The sequence below is a fragment of the Rhizobium sp. NLR8a genome (assembly GCF_019685235.1).
In the GTDB taxonomy this organism is placed as follows: Bacteria; Pseudomonadota; Alphaproteobacteria; order Rhizobiales; family Rhizobiaceae; genus Rhizobium.
On the sequence record NZ_JABDWI010000017.1, the window covers coordinates 14,824 to 34,951 of the forward strand.

Annotated in this window: 18 protein-coding genes and 2 pseudogenes; 9 read left to right on the forward strand and 11 right to left on the reverse strand. The window is 61.9% G+C overall.

The window, feature by feature from the left end; all coding sequences use genetic code 11:
• Positions 1–28 precede the first annotated feature (28 nt).
• Together HJC04_RS27680 and HJC04_RS27685 are read right to left on the reverse strand one after the other, a co-directional pair.
• A complete protein-coding gene (locus HJC04_RS27680) occupies positions 29–787 on the reverse strand; it encodes an alpha/beta fold hydrolase (RefSeq protein ID WP_210631036.1) in 759 nt (252 codons plus the stop codon).
• Positions 788–833: 46 nt separating this feature from the next.
• Positions 834–2,609, reverse strand: a complete 1,776-nt coding sequence (locus HJC04_RS27685) for a cytochrome c biogenesis protein DipZ (protein WP_221147582.1) — start codon at positions 2,607–2,609, stop codon at positions 834–836.
• Between the two features lie 356 nt (positions 2,610–2,965).
• On the opposite strand from HJC04_RS27685, the gene HJC04_RS27690 reads away from it, so the two are divergent.
• From HJC04_RS27690 to maiA, 5 genes are all read left to right on the forward strand, one after another.
• Positions 2,966–4,018: an alpha/beta fold hydrolase gene (locus tag HJC04_RS27690; RefSeq protein WP_221147583.1), complete on the forward strand. Its 1,053-nt coding sequence runs from the start codon at positions 2,966–2,968 to the stop codon at positions 4,016–4,018.
• A 111-nt stretch (positions 4,019–4,129) separates the two neighbouring features.
• Positions 4,130–4,870, forward strand: a complete 741-nt coding sequence (locus tag HJC04_RS27695; protein WP_221147584.1) for a response regulator — start codon at positions 4,130–4,132, stop codon at positions 4,868–4,870.
• Positions 4,867–6,189, forward strand: a complete 1,323-nt coding sequence (locus tag HJC04_RS27700; RefSeq protein ID WP_221147585.1) for an ATP-binding protein — start codon at positions 4,867–4,869, stop codon at positions 6,187–6,189. The genes HJC04_RS27695 and HJC04_RS27700 overlap by 4 nt, the downstream gene beginning before the upstream one ends.
• A gap of 178 nt (positions 6,190–6,367) precedes the next feature.
• The gene (locus tag HJC04_RS27705) at positions 6,368–6,784 is read left to right on the forward strand and encodes an organic hydroperoxide resistance protein (RefSeq protein ID WP_221147586.1); all 417 of its coding nucleotides are present in this window, start codon (positions 6,368–6,370) and stop codon (positions 6,782–6,784) included.
• Positions 6,785–7,015: 231 nt separating this feature from the next.
• Positions 7,016–7,651 carry a maleylacetoacetate isomerase gene (maiA, locus tag HJC04_RS27710; RefSeq protein WP_210631042.1) on the forward strand — a complete coding sequence of 212 codons (636 nt, stop codon included), beginning with the start codon at positions 7,016–7,018 and terminating at the stop codon, positions 7,649–7,651.
• 144 nt (positions 7,652–7,795) lie between these two features.
• On the opposite strand, the pseudogene HJC04_RS27715 reads toward maiA, so the two are convergent.
• Both HJC04_RS27715 and HJC04_RS27720 read right to left on the reverse strand, forming a co-directional pair.
• Positions 7,796–8,148: pseudogene (locus tag HJC04_RS27715) on the reverse strand (aldo/keto reductase); the annotation flags it as partial.
• Positions 8,135–8,558 (reverse strand): annotated as a pseudogene (locus tag HJC04_RS27720) (cupin domain-containing protein). The pseudogenes HJC04_RS27720 and HJC04_RS27715, both read right to left, overlap by 14 nt.
• A gap of 147 nt (positions 8,559–8,705) precedes the next feature.
• On the opposite strand from HJC04_RS27720, the gene HJC04_RS27725 reads away from it, so the two are divergent.
• The 3 genes from HJC04_RS27725 (at position 8,706) to HJC04_RS27735 (ending at position 13,401) form a co-directional block, all read left to right on the forward strand.
• Positions 8,706–9,599: a LysR family transcriptional regulator gene (locus tag HJC04_RS27725; RefSeq protein ID WP_210631044.1), complete on the forward strand. Its 894-nt coding sequence runs from the start codon at positions 8,706–8,708 to the stop codon at positions 9,597–9,599.
• 150 nt (positions 9,600–9,749) lie between these two features.
• Positions 9,750–11,261: an ATPase domain-containing protein gene (locus HJC04_RS27730; protein WP_221147587.1), complete on the forward strand. Its 1,512-nt coding sequence runs from the start codon at positions 9,750–9,752 to the stop codon at positions 11,259–11,261.
• Positions 11,236–13,401 (forward strand): hybrid sensor histidine kinase/response regulator, encoded by a 2,166-nt coding sequence (locus tag HJC04_RS27735; protein WP_221147636.1) that lies wholly within the window; start codon positions 11,236–11,238, stop codon positions 13,399–13,401. The genes HJC04_RS27730 and HJC04_RS27735 overlap by 26 nt, the downstream gene beginning before the upstream one ends.
• Here the strand turns inward: HJC04_RS27735 and mobB are convergent.
• The 3 genes from mobB to HJC04_RS27750 are packed head-to-tail and all read right to left on the reverse strand — an operon-like array spanning position 13,333 to position 15,398.
• The gene (gene mobB / locus HJC04_RS27740) at positions 13,333–13,854 is read right to left on the reverse strand and encodes a molybdopterin-guanine dinucleotide biosynthesis protein B (protein ID WP_221147588.1); all 522 of its coding nucleotides are present in this window, start codon (positions 13,852–13,854) and stop codon (positions 13,333–13,335) included. The genes HJC04_RS27735 and mobB overlap by 69 nt on opposite strands.
• Entirely contained in the window at positions 13,851–14,480 is a 630-nt protein-coding gene (mobA, locus tag HJC04_RS27745) for a molybdenum cofactor guanylyltransferase MobA (RefSeq protein WP_210631047.1), read from the reverse strand. Before mobA ends, mobB begins: the two co-directional genes overlap by 4 nt.
• Before the next feature lie 9 nt (positions 14,481–14,489).
• Positions 14,490–15,398 (reverse strand): DMT family transporter, encoded by a 909-nt coding sequence (locus HJC04_RS27750; RefSeq protein WP_210631048.1) that lies wholly within the window; start codon positions 15,396–15,398, stop codon positions 14,490–14,492.
• A gap of 316 nt (positions 15,399–15,714) precedes the next feature.
• Between HJC04_RS27750 and HJC04_RS27755 the strand changes: the two genes are divergently transcribed.
• Positions 15,715–16,482, forward strand: a complete 768-nt coding sequence (locus HJC04_RS27755; RefSeq protein WP_210631049.1) for an SDR family oxidoreductase — start codon at positions 15,715–15,717, stop codon at positions 16,480–16,482.
• Between the two features lie 288 nt (positions 16,483–16,770).
• Here the strand turns inward: HJC04_RS27755 and HJC04_RS27760 are convergent, their stop codons facing one another.
• The 4 genes from HJC04_RS27760 to HJC04_RS27775 form a co-directional block, all read right to left on the reverse strand.
• Positions 16,771–17,553, reverse strand: coding sequence for a glucose 1-dehydrogenase (locus tag HJC04_RS27760; RefSeq protein WP_210631050.1), 783 nt, complete (start codon positions 17,551–17,553; stop codon positions 16,771–16,773).
• Entirely contained in the window at positions 17,540–17,704 is a 165-nt protein-coding gene (locus HJC04_RS27765) for a hypothetical protein (protein WP_210631720.1), read from the reverse strand. The genes HJC04_RS27760 and HJC04_RS27765 overlap by 14 nt, the downstream gene beginning before the upstream one ends.
• A gap of 26 nt (positions 17,705–17,730) precedes the next feature.
• Positions 17,731–18,519: an SDR family oxidoreductase gene (locus HJC04_RS27770; RefSeq protein ID WP_221147589.1), complete on the reverse strand. Its 789-nt coding sequence runs from the start codon at positions 18,517–18,519 to the stop codon at positions 17,731–17,733.
• A gap of 124 nt (positions 18,520–18,643) precedes the next feature.
• Complete coding sequence (locus tag HJC04_RS27775) at positions 18,644–20,122, reverse strand: sugar ABC transporter ATP-binding protein (protein ID WP_210631052.1); 1,479 nt, start codon at positions 20,120–20,122, stop codon at positions 18,644–18,646.
• Between the last annotated feature and the right edge of the window lie 6 nt (positions 20,123–20,128).

Sequence of the window (20,128 nt, forward strand, 5' to 3'; positions counted from 1 at the left end):
AGGGGGCGCGCTCTTGTCTTACCCCTCTCTATCGGCCGGCTTTCGCAGCCGCCTTTTCAATGACGTCGGCGACTTTTTCCGGCTGGGATGCGAAGACGGCGTGGCTGGCCGTGATCTCGGTCACTTCGCTGCCAGCTCGTTTCGCCATGTCACGCTCCAGCTCGGGATTGATGGAGCGATCCTGGGTGGCGACGATCGTCCAGCTCGGCTTCGTTCGCCATGCCGGCTCTCCGATCTTGGTCGAGAAGGCCTGCTTGGCGGCGAAGACCTGCGATCTTGCCAGGAAATCGGCTTCGGCTTTCGGCAGGTCGGCCGCGAAAGCCGCGGCGAAGGCGCCGGGGTCGAGGTAAAGATATTTGCCGTCCTCAGTTTCCTTGATGTCCATACTGCCGGCCGGCTTCGAGCTGGCGAGGCTCAGCAGGCTTTCCCCCTTGTCTGGCTGGAAGGCGGCGACGTAGACGAGGCCCGCAACGCCTGGATTGTTGCCGGCTTCGGTGATGACCATGCCTCCATAGCTGTGGCCGACGAGCAGCGTCGGTCCTTCCTGGAGGTCGAGAATCCGCTTCGTTGCCGCCACATCGTCATCGAGCGATGTCAGAGGCTCCTGGACGATGGTGACGTTGAAGCCGCGCTTTTCGAGGATATCGGTCGCTTTTCGCCATCCAGAGCCATCGGCCAGCGCACCGTGGACGATCACGATGTTCTTGACCGCGGCAGCCTCGGCCGCAAAAGCGATTCCGGCGGTGGCAAAGGCCAGGCTTGCGATGAAAGTCAGATGCTTGTTCATGGGGTCACTCCTTGTGGTTGACGTTGCGGGGCGGGAATCTTGAGGTTCAGCCGAAGGTGAAGGCGTAGCCCTGGACGCCCGGATCGAGGAAGCGGATTTCGAAGGTGCGGGCTGCGACGGCGCCGGCCTGGCGAACGAGTTGGTAAAGCCGCGTTCCGGTGACCGTGCCGTTGCCGTCGGCATCGATGTCGGAGCCATGATCGGGTCCCGGCGCCTTGCCGTCGAGCCTCACCTGGAAACGGATCGGTTTGGCGTCGGCGCCGGGTCCGAGAACGAGATGCAGATCGCGGGCGCTGAAACGATAGGCGATGCCGCCGCCTGCCTCATCGAGCGTTGCCTGATCCTTACCGATGGTCCAGGTGCCGGACAGGCCCCATGCGTTAATGCCGGGCTCGGTGATCGAGTAGTTCTGCGGCATATCGGCTTGCAGCCTTTCGGGCGAGACAAAATTTTCGGCCTGCCCGTAGCCGAGGTAGGTCTCTCCGGACCGGATATTGGCGAGGTCGGGACCTGCCTCCACGCCCTTGGCAGCGGGCGCAACCGGTGCCGTTTCCGCCATCTGGCTGCCCGCTTCGCGCAGCAGATCCTGGATGGCTTTTTCGGTCCTGCCGTAATTGCCTTCGCCGAAATGGTGATAGCGGATCTGGCCTTTGGCATCGATCAGATAGGCGGCAGGCCAGTAGCTGTTTTCAAAGGCGCGCCAGATTTTGTAATCATTGTCGATCGCAACCGGATAGCCGATCCGAAAGTCGCCGACAGCCTTCTTGACATTGTCGATCGTCTTCTCAAAGGCAAATTCCGGGGCGTGCACGCCGATGACGACCAGGCCCTGATCCGCATATTTTTCCGCCCAGGCACTGACATAGGGAATGGTGCGAATGCAGTTGATGCAGGAATAGGTCCAGAAGTCGACGAGCACCACCTTACCCCGCAGCTGCTCCTTGGTCAGAGGCTCCGAGTTCAGCCATTCGACCGCGCCGTCGAACGAAGGCGCATAAGCTTCGACGGGCAGATCACTGCGGAAAGGCTTGCTTCCATCGGCCGCGGGAATGATCTTGTCGTTGCTCGCCACCTCAGAGGGCGTGCCCCCGGCCGGCCTGGCATGCAGCCTGTCCAGAACGGCCTGTTCCAGCGAGGCAGTGCTGGCATAGGAAAGCCGCGCCAGCAGGCTGGTGTCGAGACCGAGCGCGATAACCGCCACGCCCGCCAACACGGCAGCGCCGACAGCCTGGCGGATTCGATCACCAAGGCCGAGCGAGCGCTTCATCGCGGCGAAGATTTTACCGCCGACCAGCAAGGCGACGGCAAGCGAGGTCGCAGCACCGGCGGCATAGGCGATCAAGAGGGCGGTTGTCTGCAGGTTGGCGCCCTGCAATGCCGCGCCCGTCAGCACGAGGCCGAGAATTGGTCCGGCGCAGGGCGCCCAGAGCAGGCCGGTGGCGACGCCGAGGATGAGCGCGCTCCTGACCGTCGGCGCAGTGCGTCCGCCGCCGCTGGCGTTAAGTAGATTGTTGCCGAGATCGACGATCGGGCGGGCAAGCGTGCTTGCGAAGCGGGGCGAAAGCAGGCTCACTCCGAAGAGCGCGAGCAGGACGATCGCGGCAAGCCGGCCATATTCATTGGCACGGATCGCCCAGCTGCCGCCGACCGCGGCAAGTGTCGCGACCAGCGCGAAAGTGGCGGCCATGCCCGCTAGCATCGGCAGCGTGCTCTTGAGGAAAGGCTGGCCGGAGCGGGCGAAGACGAAGGGGAGGACAGGGAGGATGCAAGGGCTGAGAATGGTCAGCACGCCTCCGAGATAGGCAATGATCAGAAGTGTCATCATCGTTTCCTTTGAAACCGTTTGATCGGGCTCTGGACGGCGATGGGCCCGAACCAGCAACGGCGGCGAGATAGCCGGCCGGAGGTATCTCCGATGTGTCTGGTTTGACGGGAAAATGTTCCGAACTATTGCGCTGGAGCGCGGACGATACAAACGAATACAAACTGCCTATCCGCAGAGGCGGCGGCGAAAACTGCGACCCTCCGCCCATGCCCTGCCGAGGCGGCGCTTTTGTATCAGAATGTATCTCGGCAGGCGGAGGTTACACTCGCATTCAAAAACCGCAGCCTGTGACATATGGCCGATACAAGCCGAACGTCATCTCAGCGCCGTGATCCATTCGACAGGAGAGACCGATGTCAGAGCAAATCAATTATCATCGCCGCCGTTTCTTTGGCATGACGGCAATCGCGCTTGCAGCCGTCGAATTCGGCGTGGCCGGAGCGGCCGCAGCCCAACTGCCGCAGTCTTCCAGCGCCGCGCTGCCTGACGTAAAGGCCGGGACCAATGCGTCATTCGAAGCGCTGAAGCAGGTCAAGACCGATGTGCTCGATATCGGTTATGCCGAGGCCGGAAAGGCCGATGGTCCGGTCGTGCTGCTGCTGCACGGTTGGCCCTATGACATCCATAGCTTTGTCGACGTCGCGCCGCTGCTTGCCTCCGCCGGCTACAGAGTGATCGTGCCTTATCTGCGTGGCTACGGCACGACCCGCTTCCTCGATGACAAGACACCGCGCAACGGCCAGCCTTCGGCGCTTGCCGCCGACATGATCGCCCTGCTCGATGCGCTCAAGATCGGAAAGGCTGTCGTTGCCGGCTACGACTGGGGCGGGCGGACTGCCAATATCATGGCCGCGCTGTGGCCCGAGCGCTGCAAGGCGATGGTTTCGGTCAGCGGCTACCTGATCGGCAGCCAGGAGGCCAACAAGAAACCGCTTCCACCGAAGGCGGAACTTGCCTGGTGGTACCAGTTCTACTTCGCCACCGAACGCGGCCGCCTGGGCTATCGGAGCAACACTCACGATTTCGCAAGGCTCATCTGGCAGACGGCATCGCCGAAGTGGAATTTCGACGATGCGACTTTCGACAGATCGGCGGCCGCCTTCGACAATCCCGACCATGTGGATATCGTCATCCACAATTACCGCTGGCGCCTGGGGCTTGTCGAAGGCGAGGCGAAATATGATGCCTATGAGAAGAAGCTTGCCGCCCTGCCGCTGATCTCGGTGCCGACGATCACCATGGAAGGCGATGCAAACGGTGCGCCGCATCCCGAGCCCTCCGCCTATGCCGGAAAATTCTCCGGCAGGTACGAACACCGCACGATCGGCGGCGGCATCGGCCACAATCTGCCGCAGGAGGCGCCGCAGGCCTTCGCCCGGGCGGTCATCGACGTCGACCGCTTCTGATTGGCGGCAAAGCTTCGTTGCTCACGCGGGCGGAATATGCGTAGGTCGCGTCTGGCACTTCGACAAGAGCGAGGCGGCGGGCGCGGCCGCAATCGTTGAGGAATAGGCAATATGGATCATGTCGATCACATCCTGATCGTCGACGACGATCGTGAAATTCGCGAGCTGGTCTCGGGCTATCTGCAGAAGAACGGCCTCAGGACCAGTGTTGCCGCGGATGGGCGCCAGTTGCGCAGTTTTCTGGAAGCCAATGCCGTCGATCTGATCGTACTCGACGTGATGATGCCCGGCGACGATGGGCTGGTGCTGTGCCGGGAACTGCGCGCCGGCCGGCACAAGGCGATCCCGATTCTGATGCTGACGGCCCGCACCGACGATATGGACAGGATCCTCGGGCTGGAGATGGGCGCCGACGACTATCTTGCCAAACCCTTTGCGGCGCGCGAGCTTCTTGCCCGCATCAAGGCGGTGCTGCGGCGTACGCGCATGCTGCCGCCCAACCTGCAGATCAGTGAGGCGGGTCAATTGCTGACCTTCGGCGACTGGCGGCTCGATACTGTCGCCCGTCATCTTCTCGACAAGGACGGGACCGCGATTGCGCTGAGCGGCGCCGAATACCGCCTGCTTCGTGTCTTCATCGACCATCCGCAACGGGTGCTTAACCGCGACCAGCTTCTGAGCCTGACGCAGGGCCGTGACGCCGAACTCTTCGACCGCTCGATCGATCTTCTCGTCAGCCGCCTGCGGCAGCGTCTCGGGGATGATGCGCGCGAGCCGACCTATATCAAGACGGTTCGCAGCGAAGGTTATGTCTTCTCGGTTCCGGTCGAAATTTCGGAGCCGCGCCGATGAGGGCTGATATCCCCATGCTATCGGGCCTGATGTGGCCGAGAACGCTCAGATCGCGGATCTTCCTCATTCTTTTGGTGGGCCTGGCCTTCGCCTATGGGCTCTCCTTCAGCGTGCTCTACATGGAGCGCTACATGTCGGCCAAGGCGGTGATGCTCGGCACGCTGGAGAACGACGTCGCGACATCGATTGCCGTTCTCGACCGACTTCCGGCAAGTGAGCGCGGCGACCTGCTGGATTGGCTGAGCCGCGGCAACTACCGTTTCGAGCTCGGACCCGGCCTGGCCGGTGTGCCCGACAGCTCCAGCAAGGCGAGGGAGATCGCAGGAAAAATAGAGGCGGCCGCCGGGCATCGCTTTCCCATCCGCATCGAACGGATTCCGGGTGAGGTGAACCGGCTGCAGGCGCATCTGACGCTGAGCGACGGAACGCCTCTGACGATCGATGTCACGCCGAGAGGCGTCATGCCGATCGCCGCATGGCTGCCTTACGTCTTCGCAATCCAAATGGCGCTGCTCATTCTCTGCACCTGGTTTGCCGTCCGCCAGGCGATCCGGCCGCTCGGCGAACTCGCTGCTGCCGCCGATGCACTCGATCCTGATAAAGACGGTCAGGCTTTGAGTGAGGCCGGGCCTAGCGAGGTGGCGCATGCGGCAAGAGCATTCAATGCGATGCGGGAGAGGATCGCCCACTATCTCGAGGAACGGGTCCAGATACTGGCGGCGATCTCGCATGATCTGCAGACGCCGCTCACCCGGATGCGGCTGCGCGCCGACATGGCGGAGGATTCACCCGAGAAGGACAAGCTGGTGCATGATCTCGCCGAGATCCAGCGTCTCGTCCAGGACGGCATCGCCTATGCGCGCAGCGCACACGGCAGCGGGGAAAAGAACACTCGCATCGATTTAGCATCGTTTATCGACAGCATAGCCTACGACTATCAGGACACAGGAAAGGCCGTGACGGTCGTCGGGCTGGTTGAAGGCGCCGCCTTCACCAGGCCGCACGCCCTTCGCCGCATCCTATCGAATTTCATCGACAATGCCTTGAAGTTTGCCGGCGCCGCCGAGCTCAGCGTCGAGCGCGGCGCTGACAATTCCGTCGTCATCAGCGTCATGGATCGCGGACCCGGCATCCCGGATGAAATGCTCGAAGCCGCGATGCAGCCCTTTTTCCGGCTCGAGCAATCTCGCAACCGCGAGACCGGCGGCACAGGTCTCGGGCTGGCGATTGCCCAGCAGCTGACGGCGAAGATCGGCGGATCTCTGAAGCTCTACAATCGCTCGGGTGGCGGACTGGCGGCTGAAGTCACCATTCGGTGATGTCAAAACTATCAGAATGTTTTGTAGGCGAAAATGTCGTGGACGCCGGATGCTACGTTTTGTGACATTTCGGCCGTTTCCGGAAACATGCCGGATATATCGATCCATCAAACCAACTCCGTCAACCCGGCCGCAGTAGCGGCCAGTCGCATGAAGCGACGCAACAAGGAGTGTTTCCATGACCAAGATCGACAAGGTTCTTTATACCGGCAGAACCCGCACCACCGGCGGGCGCGACGGCGCTTCGCAGAGCGATGACGGAGAGCTGGACATCAGGCTCTCGCCTCCCGGCAGCGCCCAGCCCGGCACCAATCCCGAACAGCTTTTCGCAGCCGGCTGGTCGGCCTGCTTCATCGGCGCGATCGGCATTGCCGCCGGTAAGTTGAAGGTCAAGGTGCCGGCAGAGACCGCCGTCAATGCCGAGGTCGATCTCGGCACAACCGATGGCGACTATTTCCTGCAGGCCCGCCTTAAGGTCAGCCTGCCTGGCATCGAAGCGGATGCCGCAAAGGCGCTCGTCGATGAGGCGCACCGGACCTGCCCCTATTCGAAGGCGACACGCGGCAATATCCAAGTCGAATTGAGCATTGCCTGACGGGCAGGAGCCGAAAGCACAAAGGGCGAGGCCAGTCGGGGCCTCGCCGACGGAGGATAAAATGAGATTGATGATCATCTGCGTGCTGGGGGCGGCAGTGTTTGCCGCACCCTGCATCTACGACATAAGCTCGCAGGAGCCTTCGCCGCTTGCAGGCCTGGTGAAAGCGGCATCGGCAGCTTCCGCGGCGCAAGGGCGGCCATTCATCCGAGGCCATGAGGGAGAAAGACAATGAAGCTCTATCAGAACGAAATCTCCTCGGCGACGTCGCGCGTCAGGATCGCGCTCGGCCTGAAGGGGCTGACGGCCGAGGCGTTGCCGGTCACCATTCTTGGCGAGGAGGCCGAGAGCCGGCAGGCCGGATACCGCAAGATCAATCCGCAGGGGCTGGTGCCGGCCTTGCTGACGGATAGCGGCATCCTCATCACCCAATCGCTGGCGATCATCGAGTATCTCGAGGAAATCGAGGCTGAGCCGCCGCTGTTGCCTGACACGGCGGAGGATAGGGCGCTGGCCCGCTCGATTGCACTTGCCATCGCAGCCGAGATCCATGCGCTGCTGCCGCCGCGGATCGGCCTGCATCTCAAAAGCACCTTCAACGCCGATGCCGATGCGGTCGCCGCATGGAGCCGTCACTGGGTCGGTGAGGGAATGGCGGCTGTGGAAACGATGATTGCCGGCCGCAGGCAAGGCGCCTTCGCCGTCGGCGACCGGCCAAGCATTGCCGATATCTTCCTTTTTCCGCAAGCGGTTAGCGCCCGGCGCATGGGATTCGATCTCGCCCGGTGGCCCAATATCTCGGCGATTGTCGCCAAGCTGGAGGCGATCCCGGCTTTCCAGGAGAACGCGCCGGCGCCGCGACGGTGATGCGGTCAATCAAGAAGCGGCCGTCAAAGAAGGTGGTCGTTTTTCTTTTGAGCGGTTGACCCTTGCCTGCAGATGCGCGGGATACCGGTCACCTTCCACCTTGATGGTGGCGAGCGCGCTTTCGATATCGGCGAGATCCTCGGCGATGACATCGGTCTTCAGGCGCTTCAGCGCCTGATCGGTAACCGCGCGGATCTGTTCCGGCCGGCTGTTCATCCCACCCTGGCCGCCATTGGCATCGAAGTCGAAGCCGAATTTCGTGGCGATCACCACCTCGCTGCGGAAGAGAGCAAGCGCCTCTCCTAAAGCTCTTCGTGGCTATAGGTCCCTAGGCCTCGGCAGTATCGAAGAAGGTCACGCCGCGTTCGAACGCCTTCCGGATCAGCGCGACCGCTTCCTGAATGTCTTTCCCCGGGCCATAAATACTTCAGCCCCATGCAGCAGAGACCGATCCCCGAGACTTCGAGACCGCTCCTTCCAAGTTCACGCTTCTCCATAGCCGTTTGCCTTCCAAGCCTGATACTCACTGTCGGTGACATGCTCCATCCAGTCGACGACCTTGCCATCGAGCTGTTCCTGGATGGCGATATGGGTCATTGCCGTCGTCGGCGATGCGCCATGCCAATGGCGTTCACCGGGGGAGAACCAGACGACGTCGCCAACGCCGATCTCCTCGATTGGCCCTTCCTTCGCGCTGCACGCGGCCGCAGCTGGATGTGACGATCAGCGTCTGACCGAGAGGATGGGTGTGCCAGGCGGTCCGCGCGCCGGGCTCGAAAGTGACACTGGCGCCAGCCGCGCGTGCCGGGTGGGTCAGCTGAAAGAGAGGATCGAGGCGCACCGTGCCGGTGAACCAGTCCGCCGGTCCCTTGGCTGAAGGCTGCGAGCCGCTTCGCTTGATTTCCATGATCGTCCTTTCCTGTGTCTGAGCTTGTGGAACGGTTCGTCCACCCCGTGGCGCATGTCTTCGTCCTGCGATGACCGATATTTAGCGCGTGCCTTTGGTGGCGATTAGATGGTAGTCATGGCAAGGACCTATGAGAAAGTTTCATGAATGCCGCGTCCTGCCGTCAATGATCTGATCGTCTTCCTTGCCGTTGCCCGCGCACAGAGTTTCACGAAGGCGGCGGCGAGGCTGGGTGTGTCGCAGTCGGCGCTCAGCCATACTATCCGGGGGCTTGAGGAGCGGCTTGGTTTGCGATTGCTGACACGTACGACGCGCAGCGTCTCGCCGACGGAGGCCGGTGAAAGGCTGCTTCTCACCATTGGTCCGCGGCTCGACGAGATCGAGTTCGAGCTTGCCGCCCTGAGCGCATTTCGGGAGAAGCCGGCCGGCAGTATCCGCATCAACGCCGGCGAACATGCGGCGGATGCCATCCTCTGGCCCGCCCTGGAAAGGCTCCTACCTGATTATCCCGATATCAATGTCGAGATCATCGTCGATTACGGCCTGACCGACATTGTCGCGGAACGCTACGATGCGGGCGTCCGGTTGGGGGAGCAGGTGGCGAAAGACATGATTGCAGTGCGCATCGGTCCGGACATGCGCATGGCCGTGGTTGGTGCCCCCGCCTATTTCGAAGGGCGCCCAAAACCGCTGACGCCGCAGAATCTTACCGAGCACAATTGCATCAATCTCCGCCTGCCGACCTATGGCAGTGTTTATGCATGGGAATTCGAGCGGGCCGGGCACGAGTTGAAGGTTCGCGTCGAGGGACAATTGACCTTCAACAATATCGCGCTCAGGCTGAATGCGACGCTCGCCGGGCTAGGGCTGGCATATCTGCCGGAGGACGCCGTGCAGGCGCATCTAACGAATGGGCGGCTGGTGCGCGTGCTCGAAGACTGGTGTCCGCCGTTTCCCGGTTACCATCTCTATTATCCAAGCCGCCGGCACGCCTCGGCGGCTTTCGCTCTCATCGTCGATACGCTTCGCTATCGAGGATAGTTGGCGGATTCGGGTCCCCAACAAGCGGTTGTCCATGCTTGCTGTAACACTATGAGAGGCGTTTTGCCGGGGGTGAAAACCTGCAGTGCCGGCGATTTGACATTCCATCACTCCCCACTAATTCACACTTGAAAATGAAGGAAACAATGAATGAATACTGCGCTGCCTGCCGCGAAAGCCCGGACCGGAGTGTCCGGTTTGGATACAATTCTGGCGGGAGGGCTTTCGGCGGGCCATGTGTTCCTCCTCGAGGGAAATCCGGGAGCAGGCAAGACCACCATTGCGCTGCAGTTTCTGATCGAAGGCGCACGACTTGGCGAACAGGGGCTCTACATCACCCTTTCCGAAACCGAGAGCGAATTACGGGCGGGTGCGGCGTCGCATGGCATGGTGATCGACGGCAATATCGAGGTCTTCGAAGTCGTGCCTCCAGAAAGCCTGCTGGACTCCGACCAGCAGCAGAGCCTGCTTTATTCGTCGGATCTCGAACTGGGCGAGACGACGAAGGAAATCTTCGCGGCTTTCGAGCGGGTAAAGCCACAGCGCGTCGTGCTCGACAGCCTGTCGGAAATCAGGCTGCTTGCGCAAAGCTCGCTCCGCTATCGCCGGCAGATCCTGGCGCTCAAACATTATTTTGCCCGGCAGGGAGCAACCGTCCTATTGCTCGACGACCTAACGTCTGACGTACTCGACAAGACGGTGCACAGCGTCGTGCACGGTGTCATCCATCTTGAGGAACTTGCGCCGAGCTACGGCTCCGAACGCCGCCGTCTGAGGGTCGTCAAATATCGTGGACAGGCCTTCCGAGGCGGTTATCACGATTTCATCATCCAGACCGGCGGCGTCATGGTGTTTCCGCGCCTGGTCGCCGCCGAACACAAATCGACTTACCTCCGCGATCGGATTTCCTGCAATATCCCGAAACTGGACCTTCTTTTAGGAGGCGGCCTGGAGCGAGGTTCCAGTACCCTCATCCTCGGTCCTGCCGGCACAGGAAAAAGCACTTTTTCGTTTCAGTTCCTGGCAGCAGCGGTTGCGTGCGGCGAGAAAGCGGCGGCCTTCATTTTCGACGAGGAGCTCAGTCTGCTCTTTGCCCGGCTGAAGGCATTTGGAATGGATCTCGAAGCGATGAGGGACGCGGGCCAGGTCCATATTGAACAGCTCGATGCCGCCGAACTGTCGCCGGGCGAATTCGCCCACCGCGTGCGGGACTGCGTCGACAAGTCGAATGCGAAAACTGTCATCATCGACAGCATTAACGGTTATCAGGCTTCGATGCCGGATGAGAATTCACTGATCCTTCACATGCATGAATTGCTGCAGTATTTGAACAGGCAAGGCGCCAACACCTTCCTCACCGTTGCCCAGCACGGGCTGGTCGGTGACATGAAGGCACCTGTCGACGTTACCTATCTCGCCGATACCGTCATTCTGCTGCGTTATTTCGAGGCTGCCGGAAAGGTGCGCCGCGCCGTCTCCGTGATCAAGAAGAGGACCGGCTTTCATGAGGATACCATCCGGGAGTATCGCATCGACAGTTCCGGCCTGACGTTCGGAGATCCTCTCGTCGGGTTCCAAGGCGTCCTTCGTGGCGTTCCCGAATTCATCGGAACGTCGGCGCCGCTCCTGTCGACCGATGGCGGGGATGGCGGCGATTCCTAATTCCGGTAAACCGAAAGCATTGATCTACACGCCCGCCGGCCGTGATGCCTGGGTGGCGGTTTCGCTGGTCGACGAGGCCGGACTGGCCTCGATCGCCGCCGCCGACCTTTCCATGTTTGCGTCGTCGCTCAGCGATGACATCGCGCTTGGTGTCCTGACGGAAGAGGCCGTTCGCTCGGGCGACCTCAAGCCGATCGCCGCCTGGGTTTCGGCCCAGCCGAGCTGGTCGGACCTGCCGTTCATCGTGCTCACCACCCGCGGCGGGGGGCCTGAGCGAAATCCATCCGCTGCCAGGCTTTCCGAGGTTCTCGGCAACGTCACCTTCCTGGAGCGGCCGTTCCATGCGACTTCCTTCATCAGCATCGCCCGTACCGCGTTGAAGGGGCGCCTGCGCCAATATGAGGCGCGCGCACGGCTCGAGGCTCTGAGCGAAAGTGAGCGGCGATTGCAGACGGCGCTCGCCGCCGGCCGTCTCGGGGCGTGGGAGCTCGAACTATCGTCGATGGCTTTGTCCGTCTCGGCGACGTGCAAAGCCATCTTCGGTCGAGAGCCGGATGAGGAGGTGACGTACGACGAGCTGATTGCAAGCATTCATCCCGGCGACAGGGATCTCGTGCAGGCGCGCCTGCGCCAGACGATAGACACCGGACGCGACTATTCGATCGCGCACCGGACGATCTGGCCGGATGGATCGCTGCATTGGACCGAGGTTCACGCGCAGCTCTATGCAGGCAAATATGGCTCCGCCAGGAAACTCGTAGGCGTCTGCACCGATACCACCGCCCGCAAGGCGGCCGAGGAGAATCTGAGACGTCTCAACGAAAACCTCGAAGAACGCGTCAGGGAGCGGACCAGAGAGGTCAACGCCGCCCACCAGACACTGCTCGAAGAAGTCGCCCAGCGCGAGAGAGCCGAGGAGCAGCTTCGCCAATCCCAGAAAATGGAAGCGATCGGCCAGCTCACTGGTGGCGTCGCGCATGATTTCAACAATCTGCTGATGGTAGTTCTCGGAAATCTGGAGCTGCTCGGCAAGCACGTTGCGGGAGATGCCAAGGCCACACGTCTGGTGGAGGGTGCGCTCCAGGGTGCACGTCGGGGAGCGGCGCTGACGCAGCGCCTGCTGGCTTTCGCCAGGCAGCAGGATCTGCAGGTCAGGCCCGTCGATCTGGCCGAGCTCGTCTCCGGGATGAACGACTTGCTACGGCGCTCGGTCGGACCCTCGGTCAGCATCGAGACCCTCCTGCCGAATGGGCTGCCGCCGGCGCTTGTTGACGCGAACCAACTCGAACTGGCGCTGCTCAACCTTGCGGTCAATGCCCGCGATGCGATGCCGGAGGGGGGAAGGCTGTCCATCTCGCTGCGCGAGGAAGAGGTCGTCGGCAATGGCGCCGATCTCGGCGAGGGGGCCTACCTCGTCTTGGCGGTGGCCGACAGCGGCACGGGCATGGACGCGGAGACGCTGAAGAAGGCCGTCGATCCGTTCTTCTCGACCAAGGAACTCGGAAAGGGCACGGGTCTGGGTCTATCGATGATCCACGGACTTGCCGTTCAGCTCAATGGCGCACTCCTTCTGAAAAGCGAGCTTGGGGTGGGAACGACCGCCGAGTTGTGGCTTCCGGCGACCGAACGGCGCCCCGTGCTGCTGGCCGAGGCGGAGCTCTCCGTCCCGCAGGCCGCGTCCAGACTGAAGATCCTTCTGGTCGATGATGATGCCTTGATCGCCATGAGTTCGGTCGACATGCTCGAAGATCTCGGCCACGAGGTCATCGAGGCAAATTCCGGCTCGCAGGCGCTTGATCTGATCAGGAGCGGCCAGCCTTTCGATCTGATGATCACCGATTATTCGATGCCCGGTATGACCGGCGCACAGCTCGCTGAAGCCGCGCGGGACATCCTGCCAGCGCTGCCAATCGTGCTGGCAACTGGCTATGCCGATCTACCCGCCGGCACCGATATCGATCTTCCGAGATTGGGAAAGCCCTATAATCAGGCGCAGCTTGCCAAGGAAATCAGCAAGGCGGTGACAGGCGAAGCGGCGCCGGGTCTCAGATGTGGCAGCGGCGCCGGTGCTTCAGGGCCTCGCCCGGCCAAGGCCGACGACCGCTGCGATGAAATCGGCGATGGCGCCCGTATCGTCTAGATCGAAGACGGGCAGGGCCGTATCCCCGACGGTATGATCGGCGGCGATGGCGCAGATATTGGGATCGCTCGGCGCCAACGCTTCACGATTGGCGGCCTCCAGGCGGCGAGCCTCGATCTTCGGGATCGGCTCGCGCTTGTAGCCTTCGATCAGCACGAGATCGCAGGGGGCGAGACGCGCGAGAATCTCCTCGAACGCGGGTTCGGGCGCGCCGCGCAGCTCATGCATGATGGCATAACGCATGCCGGAGACGATGGTGACCTCGTGGGCGCCGGCCTGGCGGTGGCGGTAGCTGTCGGCTCCGACTTTGTCGATGTCGAAATCATGATGCGCATGCTTGATCGTCGAGATCCGGTAGCCGCGGCGGGTGAACTCCGTCACCAGCCGGACGGCAAGCCCTGTCTTGCCCGAGTTCTTCCAGCCGGCAATGCCGAAGATTTTCGGTGCGGTCATGTGCGCAGGGCCTCCAGCCAGCGTTGCGCCTCGATGAGATCGTCAGGCGTGTTGATGTTGAAGAAGGGGTCGAGCAGGCTGGCGCGGGTCGGATGCAGCGGAAAGTCCACTTCCGTAACGTCATGCCGCAACAGGAAGTCGCGCACGCGGCGTTTCTCGTCGGTAGCGATCCAGGCTTCCAGATCGGCTGCCAGTGTCACCGGCCAGAGACCGAAGACGGGATGATTGCGGCCCTCGGAGGCGGCAATGGCGATCTGCGACGGCCGCGCCAGGGCTGCGGCCAGGCGGGCGACGAGATCGGTGGGAAAGAACGGGCAATCCACCGAGACGGTGACGACATGGGTAATCGCGGGAAGGCCGGCGCCGTAGACCATGGCCGCGTGGATGCCGGCCATCGGCCCGGCCTTGCCAGGAATGCGGTCGGGAACCACCGGCACGTCCTCGGCGACTGCGTCGGCGTTAACGGCAACGGAGATGACCTGCTGCGAGAGACGGAGCAGTACATGGCGAAGCAGGCTCTCGGTTCCGAGCATCACCTCCGCCTTGTCGCGACCCATGCGTTGCGAGCGGCCGCCGGCCAGCACGACGCCTGCTATATCGGATCTGTCGAGCGGGAATTCAGTCATCATCCTGCCTCAAACCGGTGAGCGCGGCGCCGATTCCTGCGCGATCGGAGGCACGCGGCGCTTGGCTTCACGATAGAACGTATAGAGGCCGGAAGCGATGACGATTGCGGCACCGAGGAGCGTCCAGTTGTCAGGTACTTCGGCGAAGAAGAAAAAGCCGAGCAGCGAGGAGAAGATCAGGCTGGTATAGCGGAAGGGCGCGACGAAGGAAATTTCCCCGGTGCGCATGGCGAGGATCACCGACTGGTAACCGACGAGCACCAGCACCGAGGCAAGCAGGAGATGTCCAAGGGAGGTCGCGCTGACCGACTGCCAACTGCCAAGCACGGGAATGAGAAGCGCGCCGAAAAAGGAGATGGAGGTCGCGGTGATGACGGTGATCATCAGCGAGGGAATCTTCGGATCGATGGAGCGGGTAGCGAGATCGCGGCCGGCCGTCGTCAGTACCGCGCCGACGCAGAGCAGGGCGGCAGCGGTGAATCCTTCCGGTCCGGGGCGGATGATGATCATGACGCCGACAAGACCGACTGTTATCGCCGACCAGCGCCGCCAGCCGACGGGCTCGCGGAAGAAGAGCGCCGCACCGAAGGTGACGACCAGCGGCAGCGATTGCAGGATCGCCGAGGCATTGGCGATCGGCATCATGCCGAGTGCGGTGATATAGGTGACGGCGGACAACATCTCACAGATGATGCGCAGGATGATAACCGGCTGCAGCACGACACGCCAGGAGCGCAGAGCGCCCATTTTCCTGGCGATCAGATAGACGAGCAGGCTGGTGAAGAGGCCGCGCAGGAACATGATCTCGCCGGCATTCATATAGGCGACCACCGATTTGGAGAGGGCATCGCTCGCGGAAAAGCCGGCCATCGCCATGCTCATATAAATGGCGCCCTCAGTATTGCGTGACCGCGGCATGAAGAGATTCCCTTACCTGTGCGCCCTTTCTTAGTCGGGAAGATACATGAAGGGAATCGGATGAATGTCACACCTGGGATAAATCGATGGTGCGCTGCACAAAGCTGCTGACGTAACGGCAGGCGCTTATGTGGAAACTACAGCAAGCGGCGGTTTTGTCTGGTGAAACCGGCATGTCGGATGCGGCGATCCCGACGAAACTGATCTGACCGAGACGATATGCCATCGGGGCCTTTGTTGTTGCGCGCAGGAACCGGGTGGCTGCAGCGCCGAATGTCTGAGATCTGGGATGCCTCAACAATCGAGGAGAACCGACATGACACTTCTGAACGGAAAAACCGCAATCGTCACCGGCGCAAGCTCGGGCATCGGCCGCGCGGCTGCCAAGGTCTTTGCACGGGAAGGTGCGAAGCTGGTGATCAACGGCCGGCGGCAGGATGCACTCGACGCCGTTGTCGCCGAAATCGAAGCGGAGGGTGGAGAAGCCGTCGCCGTTGCCGGCGATGTCAGGGACGAGGTGCTGCAGGCAAGGCTTACCGACATGGCGGTCTCGCGCTTCGGCGGGCTCGACATCGCCTTCAACAATGCCGGCGGTCTCGGCGAGATGGGGCCGGTTGCCGGATTGTCGCTGGAGGGCTGGCGCGAGACGATCGAGACCAATCTCACCGCCGCTTTCCTCGGCGCGAAGCACCAGTCGGCGGCGATGGGTGAGGGTGGCGGTTCGTTGATCTTCACCTCCACCTTCGTCGGCCACACTGCCGGCATGCCCGGCATGGCCGCCTATGCGGCGAGCAAGGCGGGGCTGATCGGCCTCGTGCAGGTGCTCGCCGCCGAACTCGGGCAGCAGAATATCCGCGTCAATGCCCTCCTTCCCGGCGGCACCGATACGCCCGCCAGCATCACCAATGCACCGGATGCAACGCCTGATCTGCTCGCCTTCGTCGAAGGATTGCATGCGCTGAAGCGCATGGCGCAGCCTGAAGAGATCGCCAATGCGGCGTTGTTCCTGGCGTCGGATCTGTCGAGCTTCGTGACGGGGACGGCGATGCTGGCGGATGGTGGGGTTTCGATCAGCCGGACGTAGGATGGGTGAGGGGGCATTTTGCCCAGGCAATGAAAGATGTGCCATGTGCCGTGCGCCCCCTCATCTGCCTGCCGGCATCTTCTCCCCGCTGGGGAGAAGCGGAATCGCGGCGGCGCCTCGCTCCATTTGAGACGTCGCGATAGGTGTGGCCACCGTGTGTTGCTCCCCCTTCGCCCCAGCGGAGAGAAGATGCCCGTAGGGCGGATGAGGGGGGTGAGGAGCGTCAGCGACGACGCCTTGAGCGGGAAGCCAAAGGCAGTGGCTGCTTCAATGCCGCCCCAAGGCCACCTAAGACATAATCAACCCGCCGTCGACATTGATCGTCTGGCCGGTGATGTAGGCGGCGTCGTCGCTGGCGAGGAAAGTGACCAGGCCGGCGACGTCCTCGCCGGAGCCGGCGCGTTTCATCGGGATGCCTTCGACCCATTCCTTCATCAGTTCGCCGGGGGCATAGTTGCCGAGCAGTTTGCCCCAAGCCTGGTCATTATAGGCCCACATATCGGTTTCAATGATGCCGGGGCAGAAGGCGTTGACGGTGATGTTTTCGGTCGCGACTTCCTTGGCCAGGCTCTGGGTGATGCCGACGACGCCCATTTTCGAGGCGGCGTAATGCGGGGTGTAGATGAAGCCGTCGCGGGCCTGGCCGGAGGCGGTGTTGATAATGCGGCCGCCGCGCTTTTGCTTGCGCATTCTTGCAATGGCCTCCTGGGCGCAGAGGAAGACGCCCTTGGTGTTGACGGCCATGACCTTGTCCCACTCATTTTCGGTCAGGTCCTCGACACGGGCGATGGTGATGACGCCGGCATTCTGGATCGAGACGTCGACAGTGCCGAATTCCTTTTCGGCCGCATCGTAGAGCGCTACGACGCTCGCCTTGTCGGTGACATCGCCCACGAAAGAGATCGCCTTACCGCCTTCGGTTCTGATGTGCTCGGCGACACCGTGGACCAGATCTTCATTGGCCGAGACGACGAGATTGGCGCCTTCGCGCGCAAAGCGCCTGGCGATCGCGGCGCCGATACCGCGGCTGCCCCCGGTAATGACGACAGTCTTTTGCTCAAAGCGTTTCATGGCTTTCCTCGCATCCTTCAATAGACGGCAAATGGGCGCGGCAGCGGCTGTCCGGCGTGAAGGGCGGGCAGACGACGATATCGCACGTCATCATGCCCGTTAGTCCCTTCAGCGCCTCGATCTCAGCCAGGGAGGGAGCGAGACCGTTCATATTCCAACTGCCGGCTTCTGATCGCATCACCAGCAGCAGAAACCGCCGTCGACGAGAAGATCGACGCCGGTTACAAAACTTGCTGCATTCGACAGCAGGAACACCGCCGGACCCACCATCTCGTCGACCGTTGCCATGCGCTGCATTGGCGTCTGCTCTTCGAAGAGCTTGGTCTGGTGGACCATTTCCGGACGGGTGTTCATCGGCGTTGCCGTGTATCCGGGGGAGATTGTGTTGACGCGAATGCCGCGGTCGACCCATTCCATCGCCAGGGATTTCGACATGTGGATGACGCCCGCCTTGGAGGCGTTGTAATGCGCCTGGCTCAGGCCGCGGTTGACGATCACACCGGACATGGAGGCGATGTTGACGATGGAGCCGCGTCCATTCTTCAACATGGCACGGGCCTCGGCCTGGCAGGACAGGAATATGCCCTTGAGGTTGATATCCATCAGCGTCTGATATTGATCTTCCTCCATCTCTTCCGCCGGGTTGGCGTTGGCGATGCCGGCAGCATTGACGGCAAGCGTCAGAGCGCCGAGATCGGCTTCGGTGCGTGCGACCGAATCTGCAAGGGAGGATTTGTTGGTAACGTCAGCCGCGATCTGGATCGAGCGGCAGCCGGCAGCGCGGATATGTTCAGCCGTCCTGGCCAGTCCGTCATCGGTCCGGCGGTCCAGCAGAGCCACGTCGGCGCCGCATTGCGCAAGGCCGATAGCAATTCGCTGCCCAATGCCGCTCCCGGCGCCGGTAACGATGGCAACCTGACCGCTGAGATCGAAAAGCCTAGGGGCGTTCAGAGTGATGTCGGACACCGCTCTTCCTTTCTCTGTCTGTTCAGAGCATTTCCGTTTTTCTTCGAATCTCGAAAAAGCTCTATCTCTTTTTTTTCACACAGTTCCTAACGCAAAACCGCTGCACACTTTTGCTGGAATTGCTTTAGATGGTAGCCAGTTCCATGACCGAAACGTCATTGGCCTGGTCACGATTGAGGATCCCCGCCTGCTTGCCTTGTGCAAGCACGAGAATGCGATTGGAGACGCCGAGAACTTCCTCGAGGTCCGAGCTTACGACGATGACCGCCACGCCCTGTTTGGCAAGATTGACGATGATGTCGTAAATGCCGGCGCGAGCGCCGACATCGATGCCTCTGGTCGGTTCGTCAAGCACGACGACCTTGGGATCGCGCATGAGCCACTTGGCGATCACGACCTTCTGTTGGTTGCCGCCTGAAAGGTCCGAGGCGTATTGCTCGGCACGGCCCTTGACGCCGAACTTGGCCACCGCCTTTTCCGCAAAGGAGCGCTTGAGGCGCGGTGTGATCCAGCCACCGCCCAGCTTGTCGAGATTGGCGTAGATAATGTTCTCGCTGATCCGGTGCCCGACAATCAGGCCTTGCTCCTTGCGGTCTTCCGGAACCATCACGATTCCCTTGGCGATCGCGTCCGCCGGGTCGCGCAGCCTGAGTTCCTCGCCTTCCAGCTTGATCGAACCGGCACTGATCGGATCGGCGCCCGAAATTGCGCGCACCAGTTCGGTGCGGCCGGCGCCGACCAAGCCGGCGATGCCGAGAATTTCACCGGCCCGCACCTCGAAGGTGACGTTACGGAAGGAGTCGTCCGGCGAGCTCAACCCGGAGACTTGAAGCACCGGACGATCTGTCGGAACGGGCAGGGTGGGGAACAAGCGGTCGAGCGGGCGTCCGACCATGCTCTCAACGATCGTTCGCACCGGGGTCGCGCTGTCGGAGAATTCCTGCACGCGCTCGCCGTCACGAAGAACGACGATGCGGTCGGTGATCTGCTTGATCTCTTCCATGCGGTGGGAAATATAGACGATGCCGACGCCTTCCGAGCGAAGCTTGCGAACCTGTTCGAACAGAGCTTCCGTCTCTGCGCCGCCAAGGGCGGCTGTCGGCTCATCGAGGATCAGCAGCTTTGCGTTGAGAGCCAGCGCCTTGGCGATCTCGATAAGTTGCTGATTTGCGGTGGAGAGGCCGGCGACCGTCCGCGTCGCGGGTATGTGAAGGTTCAAGCGGGCGAGCTGGTCTTGGGCCCGGCGAACCATCTGGGCACGGTCGACGGCGCCGTTCTTCATCGGCCAGCGTCCGATGAAGACGTTTTCTGCGATCGACAGCTGCGGCAGAAGCTGCAGCTCCTGGTGGATCAGGACAACGCCCTTGTCGATCGCTTCCCTCGGGGTGGCCGGGGCATAAGGTTGCCCCAGCCATGTCATCGATCCTTCGGAGGGCGTGCGGGATCCGGCAATGATGCCCGACAGCGTCGACTTGCCCGCTCCGTTTTCACCGAGAAGTGCAACCACTTCGCCCGGATAGACGTCCAAGCTGACATCCTTCAGAACTTGGAGCGGCCCATACCACTTGGATATGCCCCTCAGGGAAAGAACGGGATCAGTCACGGCACA